Consider the following 16,739-nt stretch of genomic DNA (forward strand, 5'->3'; position numbering starts at 1 on the left):
AACGAATCGCCGGCCGGACCCGTCCCGGTGCCCAGCCGGCGGACCGGATGAATCGTTTGCGACATCAGCTCCAAAGCGCTCGAAAAGCACTCTGGCAGGACGGCTCCGAACGGCAGACCGAGCCTTGCCCTGAGTGCCCGTGCGGCGGTCAATCGTGGGTGCGACAGCTTCCGGGTAAGAGATCCTGCCGCCGCCAGAAAAATAGACGAACGTGCAACGACGTCGGCACCGAAAGCATCGACAGCCGACACAATCCGGGGATCCCTCAATCAAGATCACCAGTGCCATGATGTCGACGGGCTGTTCCTGTCAAAGAAGCTACCTCTGTCGTATGAATGAGCCGATCATGGAGACCGGGACGGGCACCTTCCGACCTGCGGAATCAGCCCGCCGGCTGGTCGTGTCACCACACCCCGCCGCCGTGTTCCAGCAGGCCGGGCAGGCGCCAGGTCGACCGGCCGTCATCGACAGGTTCGGCCCAGCGGACGACGAGCAACTGGTGGAACGGGCCGCCGCCTTGGCGGCGCTCCTCCGGCCGGTGCTGGCACAGAGGAGGCGGACGCGATGACCGATGTCCTGAGTTCCCGGCAGGCGGCGCCCATCGAGCCGCTCCGGGTCGACGCCGGAGGCGCTGCCCCTGCCGGCGGCCCTGTCGCGGCCTCGTACGCGCAACGCCAGATGTGGTACCTGAGCCGCCTCGACGCCGGGACGGCCACCTACCTGGTCCCGCTGGCGTACCGGCTGCGCGGGCCGCTGGACGTGACGGCGTTGTCGGCGGCGCTCGACGGGCTGGTGGCCCGGCACGACGCGCTGCGTACCACCCTCGCGCCGGCGGCGGACGCCACGGCCGGACCGTCGGAGCCGGCCGGCTTGACGCAGCGCCTGGTCCAGGTGGTCCACAACCCGCACCCGGGGCTGTTGCGGGTGCACGACCTGAGCGGGCTGCCCACCTGGCAACGCAACCAGGAGCTGCGGGCCCGGATCCACGCCGAGGCGTCCACCCCGATGGACCTGGAACGCGGACCGGTGCTGCGCGCCAGCCTGCTGCGCTGCGCGCCGGAGGAGCACGTGCTCCTGCTGACGCTGCACCACGTCGCCGTCGACGAGTGGTCGCTCGGCATCCTCCACGACGAGTGGGCACGGCTCTACACCGCCCACCGCACGGGGCAGCCGGCAGACCTCGACCCGGTCGACGTCGACCACCGCGACCACGCGGCGTGGCAGCGCGACTGGCTCGGCGGTGCGGAGGCAGCCGCCCAGCGCGAATACTGGCACGCTCAGCTCGCGGACGCGCCCGCCGTTCTCGAGCTGCCCACCCGCGGGCCACGGCCCGCCGTACCGTCCAGCGCCGGCGCCACGCTGTCGTTCCCGCTGGACATGTCCACCGAGACGCTGATGGCGCTGTGCCGCCGGATGGGCGTCTCCCCGTACATGGTCCTGCTCGCGACCTTGCAGGTGCTGCTGGCCCGCTGGACGGGACAGCGCGACATCGTGGTGGGCACGCCGACGGCCAACCGGCAGCGGGCCGAGGCGCAGAAGCTCGTCGGGCTGCTGTTGAACACCGTGGCGATCCGTGCCCGGTTGGACGACAACCCGTCGTTCGAGACGCTGCTCGAGCGGGTACGCGCCGCCGCCCTCGATGCGCTGCGCAACGAGGAGCTTCCCTTCGAGGCGCTGGTCGAGTCGCTGCGCCCGGCCCGCCAGCCCGGCTTCTCCCCGCTGTTCCAGGTGATGTTCGTCTACGGCCGCGAGGCGGCACCCCCGCGCCTGGACGGCCTCGAGGTCACCCCGCTCGAGGTGCCCGGCACCACCGCCAAGTTCGACCTCACCGTCTCGGTACGGGAGAACACCGACGGCGTGCGGACCGTGCTGGAGTACCGCACCGACCTGTTCGACGACGACACGATGGTCCGCCTCGCCGGACACTTCCAGACGCTGCTGCGGTCGCTGCTGGCCGATCCGGGCGCACCGGTCGGCTCCGCCGCGATGCTCACCCCGGACGAGCACCGGCAGCTCGTCGTGGAGTGGAACCACACGGCCACCCCCACCGAGCCCGACGACCTGGTCCACGTACTGATCGAGCAGCAGGCGCGCCGGACCCCTGACGGCGTGGCCGTGACCGACGGCGACACCGCGCTGACCTACCAGCAGCTGCACGCGCGGGCCGAGGCGCTGGCGGAGACCCTGCGCCAGCGCGGCGTCGGCATCGGCGGCCTGGTGGGGGTGCTGCTGCCGCGCTCGGTCCCGTTCGCCGTGGCGGTCCTCGCCGCGCTGAAGACCGGCGCGGCCTACGTACCCATGGATCCGGCCAACCCGCCCGCCCGATTGCGGTACCTGCACGACGACACGGCCGCCCCGGTCGTCCTCACCTGCGCCGAGCTGGCGCACCTGGTGCCCGACGACGCGGCGCTGCTCGTGCCGGACCTGGACCCGCCTGTCGTGCCGGCCGACCCCGGTCGTGGCACCGGCAGGTCGGGGCCGAAGCGGCGGCCGCGGCGCCGGCCGACGCCGTCGGCGGAGGATCTCGCGTACGTCATCTACACCTCCGGGTCCACCGGCCGACCCAAGGGCGTCATGGTCACCCACCGGGGCGTGTGCAACTACGTACGCTGGGCCGCCCAGGCCTACCGCCTGCAGCCCGGCGACACCGTCCCGTTGCACTCGTCGATCGGGTTCGACCTGGCCGTCACGAGCCTGCTGGTCCCGCTGACCAGCGGAGCCACCGTCCTGATGATCGGCGAACAGCTCGGCCCCGAGGCGCTGGGCGAGGCGCTGCGCCAGCAGCGGACTCCGTTCGGGCTGGTCAAGATCACTCCGGCCCAGCTCGACCTCGTCAACCACCAGCTGCGCCCCGCCGAACTGGCCGACCGCACCCGGTGCTTCGTCATCGGCGGCGAGAACCTGCGCGCCGACCAGGTGGCACCCTGGCGAGCCCACTCCCCCGCCACCGCACTGGTCAACGAGTACGGGCCGACAGAGACCGTGGTCGGCTGCGCCGCGTACGAGGTCGACCCGGCCACCCCGACCGGCGGCTCGGTCCCCATCGGCCGGCCGGTCGCCAACACCCAGTTGTACGTGCTCGACGCCTGGCTGAACCCGGTTCCGGCGGGCGTGCTCGGCGAGCTGTACGTCGGCGGGGCCGGCGTGGCGCGCGGCTACCTGCACCAGCCGCGGCTGACCGCCGAGCGGTTCGTCCCGGACCCGTTCTCGTCCGCCCCCGGCGCGCGGCTGTACCGCACCGGCGACCTCGTGCGGCTGCGCCCGGACGGGAACCTGGAATACCTGGGCCGCACCGACAACCAGGTCAAGCTGCGCGGCTACCGCATCGAGTGCGGCGAGATCGAGGCGGCCATCCGACGGCACCTGCCGGACGGCGACGTCACGGTGCAGCTCCGCCGGGACGACCCCGACGACCCGCGGCTCGTCGCGTACGTGGCGGGTGTCGTGGACAGCGACCGGGACAGCGCGGTCCTCCGGGCTGCCCTCGCCGCCGATCTGCCGTCCTACCTGGTTCCCGCCGCGTTCGTCTTCCTCGACGCGCTGCCGCTGACCGGCAACGGGAAGGTGGACCCCACCGCGCTGCCCGCTCCCGGCCGATCACCGGAGGTGCCGCGGCAGCGATCCACGCCCGAGCCGGACGCCGCCCCCGACGCACCGGTGGCCGCGCCCGCCGACCCCGGTCCGGCGCAGTGGGACGCCGCACGGATACGCCTCGAGCGGCTGGTCGTGGAGGTGTGGCGCGAGGTGCTCGGCGTGCCCCGGGTCGGGGTGCGGGACAACTTCTTCGACCTCGGCGGCCACTCGATGCGCCTGCTGGCCGTCCTCGACCGGCTGCGCGCGCAGCTCGGCGACGTCGTCACGGTCACCGACCTGTTCCGCAACCCCACCGTCGACTCCCTGGCGGCGTTCCTCGTCACCGCCACCACCGGGACGGCGACCGCCCCGCGTCCCGCGCCGGCCCGCGTCGCCCGGCCATCCGCCGGCGCGGGCGGCGACATCGGCCGGCCCAGCGGCATGATCGCCGTGGTCGGCATGGCCTGCCGCTTCCCCGGCGCCCGGACGCCTGACGAGTACTGGCACAACATCCGCGCCGGCGTGGAGTCGGTGCGGGAGTTCACGGTCGAGGAGATGCTGGCCGACGGGGCGGACCCGGCCCGGCTCGACGACCCGGCGTACGTGCGGGCCGGCACCTACCTGCCCGGGATCGACGAGTTCGACGCGGCGTTCTTCGGCATCACGCCCCGCGAGGCGCAGACCCTCGACCCGCAGCACCGGCTGCTGCTCGAATGCGCCTGGCACGCGCTGGAGCACGCCGGCTACGACCCGTCCGACCACTCCGGCCGGATCGGCCTGTTCGCCGGGTCAGGTCGCAACAGCTACCTCCTCGACCACCTCAGCAGCAATCCAGAGTTGATGAGCGCCATCGGCGAACACCAGCTGTCGATCAGCAACGACAAGGACTTCCTGCTCAGCCGGGTCGCCTACAAGCTCGACCTCACCGGCCCCGCCGTCACCGTCGCCACCGCCTGCTCGACCTCGCTGGTGGCCGTGCACCTCGGCCGGCAGAGCCTGCTGACCGGCGAATCCGACCTGGTCCTGGCCGGTGGGGTCAGCATCTTCCCCGCGCAGCGGCGCGGCTACCTCTACCACGACGGCGGGATCTACTCCCCCGACGGGCACTGCCGACCGTTCAGCGCGGACGCCCGCGGCAGCATCGAATCCAGCGGGGTCGGCATCGTCGCGCTCAAGCGGTTCGAGGACGCCGTCGCGGACCACGACACCATCTACGCCGTCATCCGCGGTTCCGCGATCAACAACGACGGCGCCCGCCGCACCGGATACACAGCGCCGGGCGTCGACGGCCAGGTCGAGGTGATCAGCAACGCCCTCGCGGCGGCCGGGGTGGACCCCCGTTCGGTGAGCTACGTGGAGGCCCACGGGACGGGCACCAGCCTCGGCGACCCCATCGAGGTGACCGCGCTGACCGAGGCGTTCCGGCGCGGCACCGACGACCGCGGCTTCTGCGCCCTCGGCTCCGTCAAGGCCAACATCGGGCACACCGACGCCGCCGCCGGTGTCGCCGGCCTGATCAAGACCATCATGGCGCTGCACAACCGAACCCTGCCCCCGACGATCAACGTCAGCCGGCCCAACCCGGCGATCGACTTCGGGGCCAGCCCGTTCTACCTCAACGACAGCGCCCGCCCCTGGCCGGGCGACGGCCCGCGCCGTGCCGGGGTCAGCTCCTTCGGCATCGGCGGCACGAACGCGCACGTCGTACTGGAGGAGCCGCCCGCCGCGGCGCCCGCCCGGCCGCCGGCCCCGGGGCCGCAACTGCTGGTCCTGTCGGCCCGTACGATCGGGTCGCTGGACCGGCAGACGCGCCAGGTCCGCGACCACCTCGACGCGCATCCCGAGGCGGACCTCGGGGACGTGGCGGCCAGCCTGGGCCGGCGCCAGCCGATGACCCACCGGCGGTTCCTCGTCGCGGCGGACCGCACCGACGCGCTGGCCGCACTCGACTCGCCGCAGCGGCAGTTCACCGGCACCCACCCCGGCGGCCGGCGGCCGCTGGTGTTCGCCTTCCCCGGGCATGGCGCCCAGCACGTGGCGATGGGCGCCGGCCTGTACCGCGCGGACCCGACCTACCGGGCCGTGGTGGACGAGTGCGTCGAACAGCTCGCCGACGAGCTGCGGCTCGACCTGCGTACCCTGCTCTGCCCGGCGCCCGACGGCCACGAGCGGGCCGAGCGGCTGCTCGCGCAGCCCCGGCTGATCCAACCCGCGCTGTTCGTCACCGAGTACGCCCTCGCCCGGTCGCTGCTCGCCCGAGGCGTGACCCCGGACCTGATGGTGGGGCACAGCCTCGGCGAATACGTCGCCGCGTGCCTCGCCGGGGTCTTCTCCCCAGCCGACGCGTTGCGCCTGGTGTGCGCCCGCGGTGCGCTGGTCGAGCGGACCCCGACCGGGGCGATGCTCGCGGTGAGCCTGCCCGAGACGGCGGTGACCGGGCTGCTCGACGACCGGGTGGCGCTGGCCGCCGTCAACGCCCCGGAGCTGTGCGTGCTGTCCGGCGACCCGGAGGCGATCGAGGAGCAACGCCGGCGGCTGACCGGAGACGGGGTCGACTGCCGGCCGCTGCGAGTCACCCGCGGCTACCACTCCGCCCTGCTCGACCCGGTGCTCGACGAGTTCGCCGACCACGCCCGCCGGGTCACCTACGCCGAACCCGAGCGCCCCTACCTGAGCAACCTGACCGGCGCTCCCGTCATCCCCGGGCAGGTCACCGACCCCGGCTACTGGGTGCGGCACATGCGCGAGCCGGTACGGTTCGCCGAGTCCGCCGCGCTCCTCGCCGAACAGGACGTGGTCCTCGCGGAACTGGGCCCCGGGCACGCCCTCGGCGGCCTGGCCCGGCTGGCCGGCCTGCGGCCCGGCCAGGTCGTGGCGGCGATGCGCCATCCGCGCAGCGACGCCGACGACCTGACCACGATGCTCGACGCGGTCGGCCGGATGTGGCTGTCCGGCGTACCGGTCGACTGGACCCGGTTCCACGGCGGCTCGCGCCGCCGGCTGGCGCTGCCCGGCTACCCGTTCGAGCGGCACCGCCACTGGGTGGATGCCGGGCCACGGACGATCACGGCCGAGCCGGCGTCGGACGCCACCTCGCCCGACACTCCCCCGGCCACCGCCGACGAGCCCGTCAGCGCCGGCAATCGACCGGCCGTCAGCACCGCATACGTCGCCCCCAGCACATCTCACCAGGAGTGCGTGGCGGAGATCTGGAGCGAACTGCTCGGCATCCGACCGATCGGGGCGCTCGACAACTTCTTCGAGCTGGGCGGGCACTCGCTGCTCGCCACCCAGCTCGTCGTACGGCTGCGGGCCCGACTCGGCGTGGCGCTGCCGCTCGAGACGGTCTTCACGCAGCCAACCGTCGCCGGGATCGCGGCGGCGCTGCCGCCGACCGGCACCGAGCCCGCCCCCGCCGCGGCGGCCGTCGCCGGGCAACCCGCCGCCGCGCCGGCCCAGCCGGCCATCCCCCGCGCCGCGCCCGGCGCCGGCCCCGCGCCGCTGTCCTCCGGGCAGCACCGGCTGTGGTTCCTCGACCAGGCGTACGACCAGGACGCCTACACCGTCGGCACCGCGCTGCTGCTGGACGGCGCCCTCGACGTCGACGCGTTGCGCGGGGCGCTGGCCGAGCTGGTCCGGCGGCACGAGTCGCTGCGTACCGTCTTCCCGCTCGGCCCCGACGGCGACCCCGTCCAGGAGGTGTCGCCGCCGGGCCCGGTCGACCTGACGATCACGTCCGCGCCGACCGGCGTGGCCGCGGACACCCCCGAGTCGGTGCGGAGCATCGTGGAGTCGGCGGTCGCCGACGCGGTGCCACGATGGGTCCACGCGGCCCTCGCCGCTGACGTCCGACGCCCGTTCGACCTGGCCCGAGGGCCGCTGTTCCGGGCCGTGCTGCTCCGGATCGACGACGACCGGCACGTGCTGTCGCTGACCATGCACCACACCGTCTCCGACGGGTGGTCCCTCGGCATCATCGCCGGCGAGCTGGCCACGCTCTACGACGCCGTCCTCGGCGGCCGTCCCTCGCCGCTGCCCGAACTGCCCGTCCAGTACGGCGACTACGCGCGCTGGCAGCACGGCCGGATGACGGACCCCGACAACGACGACATCCGGTACTGGCGCCGGCAACTCGACGGTGTGGCCAGCGTCCTGGAGGTGCCCGCCGACCGGCCACGGCCGCCCGTGCAGACGTTCGACGGCGCGGTCAGCACCCGCGTCCTGCCGCCGCAGGCCGCCGACGAGCTGCGCCACTTCAGCCAGGCCCGGGGCGCCACCCTGGCCATGACGGTGCTGGCCGCGCTGAAGGCCCTGCTCTGGCGCTACACCGGCCAGGCCGACATCTGCGTCGGCACCCCGGTCGCCGGGCGGGTCCGCGCCGAACTCGAACCGATGGTCGGCTTCTTCGTCAACATGCTGCCGTTGCGGACGCTGCTCGACGGCGACTGGACCTTCGAGGAACTGCTCGGGCAGGTACGGCGTACGGCGCTGGGGGCGTACGACCACCAGGAGGTGCCGTTCGAGCGCCTCGTCGACCTCGTCGACGTACCCCGCGACCTCAGCCGGAACCCCCTGTTCCAGGTGATGTTCAACATGCTGAACGTCCCCGAACAGGACCTGCGGACAACCGGGCTGCGGATGGTCCAGTTCGCCGTCGAGCCGGGCATCGCCCAGCAGGACCTGGCCCTGTACGCGTACGAGGTGGCCGAGGGGCTGCGGTTCCGGCTGGAGTACAACACCGACCTGTTCGACGCGGCGACCGCCGAGCGGATGATGGGACACCTGGAGACGCTGCTCGCCGCCGCCGTCGCCGACCCCGGCGTCCGGCTCGCGGACGTGGCCATCCTCAGCCCCACCGAGCTGGCCCGGGTGGCCGAATGGAACGACACCGCCACCGCGCTCGACTGGGCCACGCAACGACCGGACGGGCGGCGGGTGCCGACCCTCGTCGAGCTGATCGAACACCAGGCCGCGACGAACCCCGACCGGCCCGCCGTGACGTTCGGGACGACCACCATCACCTACGCCGAGCTCAACGCCCGGGCCAACCGGCTCGCCCACCGGCTCCGCCGGACCGGGGTCGGCCCCGACGTCACCGTCGCCATCTGCCTCAACCGCTCGCACGAGCTGCCGGTCACGCTGGTCGGCGTGCTCAAGGCGGGCGGCGCGTACGTCCCCGTGGACCCCGACTACCCGATCGAGCGGCAGCGGTACGTGCTGGCGCACAGCGACGCCGCGGTGCTGGTCACCGAGGCAGTCCTCGCCGACCGGTTCGCCGGATACGCGGGCGCGGTGGTGCACAGCGGCCCGGCGTTCCTGGGCACCGAGCCGGACAGCGACCCCGAGCCGCTGGCCGGGCCGGACGACCTCGCGTACGTGATCTACACGTCCGGGTCGACGGGACGCCCCAAGGGCGTACGGGTGACCCACGGCGCCGTCGTCAACACCCTGGCCGCCATGCGGGAGCGGCCGGGTCTGACCGGCGACGGCACCATGCTCGCGATGGCCAGCTTCGCCTTCGACATGTCGGTGCCGGAGCTGTTCCTGCCCCTCGTGGTCGGCGCCCGGATGCTGCTGGTGGGCCGGGACGTCGCCTACGACGCGACGCGGCTGGCCGAACTGCTCGCCGCGGAAGGGGTCACCCTGGCCCAGGGCACCCCGGCGACCTGGCGGCTGCTAATCGAATCCGGCTGGCCCGGACTGCCCGGCCTGACGGCCGTGTGCGGCGGCGAGGCGGTGTCCGCGCCGCTGGCCCGGCAGTTGGCCGAACGGGTCGGCGCGTTGTGGAACCTCTACGGCCCGACCGAGGCCGCCGTGTGGTCCACCATGGAGCGTATCGAGCCCGCCTTCACGCACCTCACCATCGGCCGGCCGATCGGCAACATGCGCGTCTACGTGCTCGACCCGCAGTTGTCACCCGCCCCCGTGGGCGTACTGGGTGAGCTGTACCTCGGCGGTGCGGGGCTGGCCCGCGACTACCACGGCGACCCGACGCTGACCGCACAGCGGTTCGTGCCGGACCCGAACGGCTGCGGCCGGCTCTACCGCACCGGCGACCTCGGCCGCTACCTGGCCGACGGCCGCATCGAGTTCGTCGGCCGCAGCGACTCCCAGGTGAAGGTGCGCGGATTCCGCATCGAACTCGGTGAGATCGAGGCGGTGCTGCGCCGCCACCCGTCGGTACGGGACATCGCCGTCGTGGTCCGCGAGGACGCGGGCGAGAAGACCATCGTGGCCTACCTGACGCTGACCACGGGGGCGGAGCCCGGCGATGACGCCGATCAGGGGGCGACGGGGGACGTCACGGCCGACTTCGACGTCGACCCGGCGCCGTGGCGGGCCTTCGCCCGTACCTACCTGCCCGACTACATGGTGCCGTCCGCGTTCGTGGTGCTCGACCGCATGCCGCTCAACGCCAACCGCAAGGTCGACCGCGCGGCCCTGCCCGCACCCCGCCGCGGCGGCGCCACCGTCGGCGCCGCCCCACCCGACACGCCGCTGCGCAAGGCGCTGGCCGAGCGGTGGGCGGCGGTGCTCGGCTACGACAGCGTCGGCATCGACGACGACTTCTTCGACCTCGGCGGCGACTCCTTCAAGGCCATCAAGGCGCTGGCCGGCAACGACCCGGCGATCAGCGTCCTCGACCTGTTCCGCCACCCGACCATCCGGTCGTTGACCGAGCACCTGGACGCGACCGGGGGCTCCGTCGGACGGCTGCTGCACGAGCTGACCCCCGCGCGACCGGCGGTGCCGACGCGGTTGACGCTGCTGTGCGTACCGTTCGGCGGCGGCAGCGCGATCACCTTCCAGCCGCTGGCCGACGCCCTCCCACCGGGCGTGTCGCTGTACGCCCTGGAGCGGCCCGGACACGACATCAACCGCCCGGACGAACCCCTGCTCGACCTGGACGAGCTGGTGGGCCGCTGCGTCACCGAGGTCGTCGAGGGGATCACCGGCCCGGTGGCCGTGTACGGGCACTGCGTGGGTGGTTCCGTCGCGGTGGAGCTGGGCCGCCGGCTTGAGGCGGCCGGCGTCGAGGTGACCAGCGTGGTCATCGGCGCCCACTTCCCCGCCCCGAGGCTGCCCGGCCGGCTGTTCGCCTGGCTGCGGCGGTGGTTCCCGGTGGAGCGCTGGACGTCGAAGCGGCGCACCCTGGAAGGGCTGCGCGCGCTGGGCTTCTTCACCGACGTATTCGAGGAGCACGAGAAGGACTTCGTGATGGGCGTGGTCCTGGCCGACTCCACGATGGGCGAGGACTACTACACCGACGTCTACGCCAACGGTCTGCCCCGGAAACTGTCGGCACCGATCGTCTGCGTCGCCGGCACCGGTGACCGCGCCACCGAGCTGTACCAGGAGCGGTACCTGGAGTGGGAGTTCTTCTCCGACCGGGTGTCGCTGGAGGTCATCGAGGGCGCCGGACACTACTTCGCCAAGCACCAGCCCGACGAGTTGGCGAAGATCATCGTGGCGAGCTGCGGCGTGACGCCCCTGGCCGCAGCGCCGCAGCCAGCCGCCGCGTCCACGCTGCCGCGGGAGCAGCCGCAGACGAAGGCGGCGAACCGTGCGACCGTCCCGACCGCACCGGACGCCCACCGGCCCGCCGCGCAGCGTGCGATGCCCAGCCTGACGGTGTTCTACCTGATCGCGATCGGTCAACTCGTCTCGCTCATCGGCAGCGGCCTGACCGGCTTCGGCATGAGCCTCTGGGTCTACCAGCAGACCCGGTCGGTCTCGCTGTTCGCCACGGCCACCGTCCTGGCGCTGCTGCCCGCCGTGGTCCTCTCCCCCATCGCCGGTGCGCTGGCCGACCGGTGGAACCGACGGCTGATCATGATCCTCGCGGACTCCCTGGCCGCCGCCGGCACGGTGAGCCTCGCCCTCCTCCTGTGGTTGGGGCAGCTCCACCTCTGGCACGTGTTCACCGCCATCACCGTCACCGCGGTGGCGACCGCCTTCCAGCAACCCGCCTACCTGGCGGCCGTCACGCAACTGGTACCGAAGCGCTACTACGGGCGCGCCAACGGCATCGTCTCCCTCGGCACGGCGACCAGCACCGTGCTGGCACCGCTGGTCGGCGGTGCGCTGGTGATCGCGGTCGGACTGCGCGGGATCGTCGTCATCGACCTGCTCACCTTCGCCATCGCGGTCACCGTCATGATGTCCGTCCGCTTCCCGGACACCCTGTTCGTCAAGCGCGAGGAGCCGTTCCTGCGGGAGGTCCTGGGCGGCTGGCGGTTCATCACCCGCCGGCACGGCCTGGTCGCGTTGGTCGTGCTGACCGCGTCGCTGAACTACTTCTTCTCCATGGTGGAGGTCCTGGTCACACCGCTGACCCTGTCGTTCGGCGACCCGGCGGTGCTCGGCAAGGTGCTCGCCGCCAGCGGGATCGGCATGGTCGTCGGCTCGGTCCTCATGGGCGTGTGGGGCGGCACGGCCCGACGCACCACCGGCATCCTGGCCAGCGTCGTGCTCCTCGGCGCGTCGCTGCTCACCGTCGGCCTGCACCCGAGCCCGCTGTTCCCGGCCGTCGGCCTGTTCGGGATGGGTCTTGCCACGGCGCTGGTGAACACGCACTGGCTGGCCATCGTGCAGGCCAAGGTAGGTCTCGACCTCCAAGGACGGGTGCTGTCGATGGGCCAGATGCTGTCCTGGCTGATGGTGCCGGCCGGTTTCCTCACCGCCGGCCCGCTCGCCGAGCACGTGTTCACCCCGATGGTGTCGCCCGACGGTGTGCTGGCCGCCGTCGTCGGCACCGGACCGGGCCGCGGCATGGCCCTCGCGGCAGTCGTGGCCGGACTCTGCGCGCTCGCCCTTGCCGCCGCCGGCATCGCCTACCGACCGATCCGCGACGTCGAGAACGAACTTCCCGACAACGACCCCGGCAGCGTCATCCTCGCCGACAAGGACCGCCTGCAGGAGGCGGCCGACCGCCAGCTCGCGCTGCACCGGACCGGCCGGCGATGAGCGCGCCCGACCTGCCGGCCCGGCGGACGCCTGGCCGCTGCCGCGGGGCATGCGTACGCTGCCGCTACACGTGGAGCGGCACAACGCCGACGCCCTGGCCCGGCCGCTGGAGGCCGATCGACGTGGGTTAGCCGGGCGTCGCAGGCGGCCCGACTGAAGCTGGCTGGTTTTCCGCCCCCTCTTTACGGCCGCGCGGGCGCTGCCGCTCAGAGACGTAGGACGGGACGGGCCGGCCGACCCGCGTCGACCGGCCCACCGCTTCGCGTCTCAGACGGTCGGCTGACCCGGCTGCCCCTGCGGCTGGCCCTGCGGCGCCGGCTGGCCATAGCCGAACTGGCCCGGGGGCGGCCCGGCGACCTGCTGCGCCGCGGCCTCCTCCTGGGCCTGCTTGCGCGCCTTGACCGCCTGCACGATCAGCAGGATCGGCAGGACGAACGCGTAGAAGAAGATCCGGTACTCGCCGCCGTCGAAGAGAAAGAACAGGTAGAAGCCGTAGCAGAAGAAGGCGATACCGGCGACGACGCTGGCGATCCTGGCGAGGGTGGACTGCTGCTTGATCGCCAGGCCGACGACGACCATCGCGATGCCGCTGAGCATCAGCAGGAGGGTGTAGATGAGAAAGAACATGTGATTCCTGTCAATCAGCTGAAAGGTGCCGGCACACGATAGAGGAGCCGTCACCGTCGCGCTGCCCCGTTGCCTGTGGCAACCGCCACCTCACTTGAGCTGGCCGGCGGTGAGGCCGGTCTGGATCTGCCGCTGGAACGCCACGTAGACCACCAGCACCGGCAGCGTGGCGATGGTCAGGCCGGCGAACAGCCCGCTGAAGTCACCCTGATAGCCCTGGCTCACGGCCAGTGCCGTGAGGCCCTGGGCCAGCACGTACTTCGAGTCGTCGCCCTGCATGAGCACCTGCGGCAGGATGAACTGGTTCCAGTGGCTGAGGAAGTTGAAGATCGCCACACTGATCAATCCCGGACGCGCCATCGGAAGCATCACCCGGAAGAAGAGCCGGAAGTGGCCGCAGCCGTCGATCAGGGCCGCCTCCGCCACCGCGGTCGGCAGGGTACGGAAGAACGCGGTCAGGAAGAACACCGTGAACGGCAGCGAGTACGCCGCGTACACCAGCATGAGACCGGTCCAGGTACCGAGCAGACCGGAGTTGCGGACCACGAAGAACAGCGGCACGAGGGCGAGGAAGACCGGGAACATCATGCCGCCGACGAACAGGTAGTAGGCCAGCTGACGGCCGCGGAACTCGTAGCGCGCGAAGACGTACGCCGCGGTCGCGCCGAGCAGCATCGTCAGCGTGAGCGAACCGGCCACCACGATGGCGCTGTTGAGGAAGTACCGGCCGATGTGCGCCTCGGTCCAGGCCCGGGCCCAGTTCTCCAGGCGCAGCGCGCCGGGCAGCCCCCACGGGTCGGAGAGGATCTCGCCGTCGCTCTTGAACGAGCTGAGGAACATCCACAACAGCGGCAGCACGGTCAGCGCGCCCCAGACCAGCAGGAAGGAGTGCGACGCGACCTTCACCACGCCCAACTCGCGGCGGGGCGGCCCCGGGTCGCGGCGGCTCGGGCCAGGGTCCGCGCCCGTCGTGGTGGGCCTGTCCAGTGTGGTCATGAGTATTCGATCCGCTCGCGCCGGGCGGCCCGCAGCGCCAGCACCGCCACCGTAAGGGTCAGGAAGAACATCACCACGCCGATCGCCGAGGCGTACCCGAACTTGCTCTCACTGCCGAACGCGGTCTCGTACATCCGCAGCCCGATGACGTCGGAGGAGAAGTTGGGTCCACCGTTCGTCATCTGCTGGACGAGGATGAAGCCGTCCAGCGCGGCGATGGCCAGGTAGATCCAGGCGACCTGCACGGTGTCCCAGAGCAGCGGCACGGTGATCCGGCGCAGCGTGACCCAACGGGACGCGCCGTCGAGCAGGACCGCCTCGTAGATGTCGCGCGGGATGGCGGACATCGCCGCGCCGAAGAGCACCACGTAGAAGCCGACGTTGCTCCACACCATCACCGCCAGGACGCACCAGAAGGCGGTCCGCGGGTCGCCGAGCCAGGTCGGGGCGGGCAGTCCGACGGCGCGTAGCGCGCCGTTGAGCAGGCCGTTGTTCGGGTGGTAGATCTCCCGCCAGAGCAGCGCGATGATCACCACCGAGAGCACCTGCGGGAAGAAGTACACCAGCCGGTAGAAGGCGCTGCCGCGGACCCCGGTCACGCCGGCGCGGTCGCCACGGCCGCCCATCGACAGCATGGTGGCGAAGAACAGGCCGAGAACGATGGTCAGCACCGGCACCACGGCGAGCAGGATGGCGTTGTTGCCGATCGCGTTCCACACCCGGTCGTCGTGCAGCATGGTGCGGAAGTTGGCCAGGCCGACCGGGTCGGCCTGGGCCGAGTAGCCCAGCCAGTTCGTCGTCGAGATCTGGAACGCCTGCAGGTACGGCGAGATCACGAACAGGACGTAGAGCGCCAGCGGTGGCACCAGGAACGCGATGATCAGCGGGTACTTGCCATGTCGCACGACGGGAATCCTTCTCCAACCGGCCAGGGGTGGGGGCGGGCGGGTGCCCGCCCCCGCCGAAGGGCTAGGCGGCCCGCTTGTACTTCTTGATCGAGCTGTCCTGGGCGATCGAGTCGGCGCCCTTCTGGCACTGGTCGAGGAACTCGTCCGGGCCGATCCGCCCGCTGAAGAACTCGCCACACGCGGCGTCGACGAGTTCCCGCTCCAGCTTGCGGTAGTAGTTGTTGTAGACCCAGTTGAAGCCGTTGGAGCCGGACGCGTCCAGCGCCTTCGACACGGTGTCCAGGCCGAACGGCAGCTCGACGCCCTCGGTGGCGCCGGCGACCACGGGCAGGCTGGAGACCTTCTTGGTGAAGTCCTGGGAGCCCTTCTTGGAGAGCATCACCCGCAGGTACTCCAGGCCGCCGGCGACGTTCTTGGCCTTGGCCGGGACCATGAACGGCTCGCCCGCGGTGCCCCGGATCGCCTCGAACGGCAGCTTGTCGCCGCTGCCCAGGCTGGGTGTGGGCGCGATGGACATGTTGAAGCCGGCCGGGGTGACCTTCGCCTGCTCGTTCTCCAGCCAGGAGCCGCAGGAGATGAAGGCGGCCTTGCCCTGGCACCAGGCCGTCTGCGACTGGATGTGGTCCAGGCCCGGCGAGCCGTCCAGGATGTACTTGTCCTTGACGATCTGGTGCCACGCGTCGGCGGCCGCCTTCATCGCGTCGGACTTCCACGCGTTCGGCTCGAGGTTGTCGATCGCCATCGCCACGGACGGGCCGCCGAACTTGATCGCGGTGGCGATCAGCGGCCAACTCATGTAGCGGGGGTGCTTGCCCGCGTACGTCCACGGCGCGATGCCGGCGGCCTTGATCTGCTTGCAGAGCGCGATGTGGTCGTCCCAGGTCTTGCCGTACTGCCAACCCCGCTCCGTGAAGAGCTTGGTGGAGTACCAGATGCCGTACGCGGTGTACGTGTAGTTGAGGACGAGGAACTTCCCGTCGTACGAGCCGACCTCGACGGTGCCGGGCAGCAGCGTGTCGCGCACCTTCTTGCCGGGGATGTCGAGGCTCGGGGCGTCGAGCAGTTCACCCAGGTCGGCGATGGCGTTCTGGCTGACCAGGCCGTTGAAGTCGATCTGGCCGGCGCCGGAGTTGTTCACCACGTCCGGCGGGTTGCCGTCGACGAAGCGCGGCTGGAGGGTCTTGTTGATCTCCTGCGTCGCGGCGTGCTTGATCTCGGCCTTGGGGTACTTCTCCTTGTACATGGCCTCGTGGGCCTTGGCGTACTCCTCGCCGAAGCCGCCGTTGAAGATCACCACCTCGAGCGGGGCGTCCTCCTTGACACCGAGCGGGTTCTGCTCGCTCTTGGCGCCCTTGTAGCCGGCGTCCTTCTTGTCGTCGCCGCCGGAGGTGGCGCAGCCGGCGAGCAGGCCGGCGGCGGGGGTGGCCAGCAGACCGGCGGCGGCGGTGCGCCGGAGGATCTCACGCCTGTTCATCGCATCTCCTCGGTTCGGGTACGGGCGGCCCGCCGAGGACTGGGGGAACGGCGGCCGCGGCGTCGAGGCACGGGTGGTGGGGTCATCTGTTGCTTGTCTTCAGTTCTCTAGATCTTGCTGAAGAATTTCTACGGCAGTGCGGCGCAGACCACAAGACCCGACGACCGAACCGTTATCACCACACGCCGGCAACG

At 71.8% G+C, this 16,739-nt stretch carries 5 protein-coding genes; 1 reads left to right on the forward strand and 4 read right to left on the reverse strand.

Annotated elements, in window-relative coordinates:
• Positions 1–564: 564 nt before the first annotated feature.
• Complete coding sequence (locus tag GA0070621_RS14190) at positions 565–12,540, forward strand: hybrid non-ribosomal peptide synthetase/type I polyketide synthase (RefSeq protein WP_091195603.1); 11,976 nt, start codon at positions 565–567, stop codon at positions 12,538–12,540.
• A gap of 267 nt (positions 12,541–12,807) precedes the next feature.
• Here the strand turns inward: GA0070621_RS14190 and GA0070621_RS14195 are convergent, their stop codons facing one another.
• The 4 genes from GA0070621_RS14195 to ngcE form a co-directional block, all read right to left on the reverse strand.
• Positions 12,808–13,167, reverse strand: coding sequence for a hypothetical protein (locus GA0070621_RS14195; RefSeq protein WP_167666901.1), 360 nt, complete (start codon positions 13,165–13,167; stop codon positions 12,808–12,810).
• Between the two features lie 90 nt (positions 13,168–13,257).
• Positions 13,258–14,163: a carbohydrate ABC transporter permease gene (locus tag GA0070621_RS14200; protein WP_091195605.1), complete on the reverse strand. Its 906-nt coding sequence runs from the start codon at positions 14,161–14,163 to the stop codon at positions 13,258–13,260.
• Complete coding sequence (locus GA0070621_RS14205) at positions 14,160–15,068, reverse strand: carbohydrate ABC transporter permease (RefSeq protein WP_091195607.1); 909 nt, start codon at positions 15,066–15,068, stop codon at positions 14,160–14,162. Before GA0070621_RS14205 ends, GA0070621_RS14200 begins: the two co-directional genes overlap by 4 nt.
• A 64-nt stretch (positions 15,069–15,132) precedes the next feature.
• On the reverse strand, positions 15,133–16,545 hold the full coding sequence (ngcE, locus tag GA0070621_RS14210; protein WP_091195609.1) for an N-acetylglucosamine/diacetylchitobiose ABC transporter substrate-binding protein: 1,413 nt from the start codon (positions 16,543–16,545) through the stop codon (positions 15,133–15,135).
• Positions 16,546–16,739 lie beyond the last annotated feature (194 nt).

Source organism: Micromonospora narathiwatensis, from assembly GCF_900089605.1.
Taxonomy (GTDB): domain Bacteria; phylum Actinomycetota; class Actinomycetes; order Mycobacteriales; family Micromonosporaceae; genus Micromonospora; species Micromonospora narathiwatensis.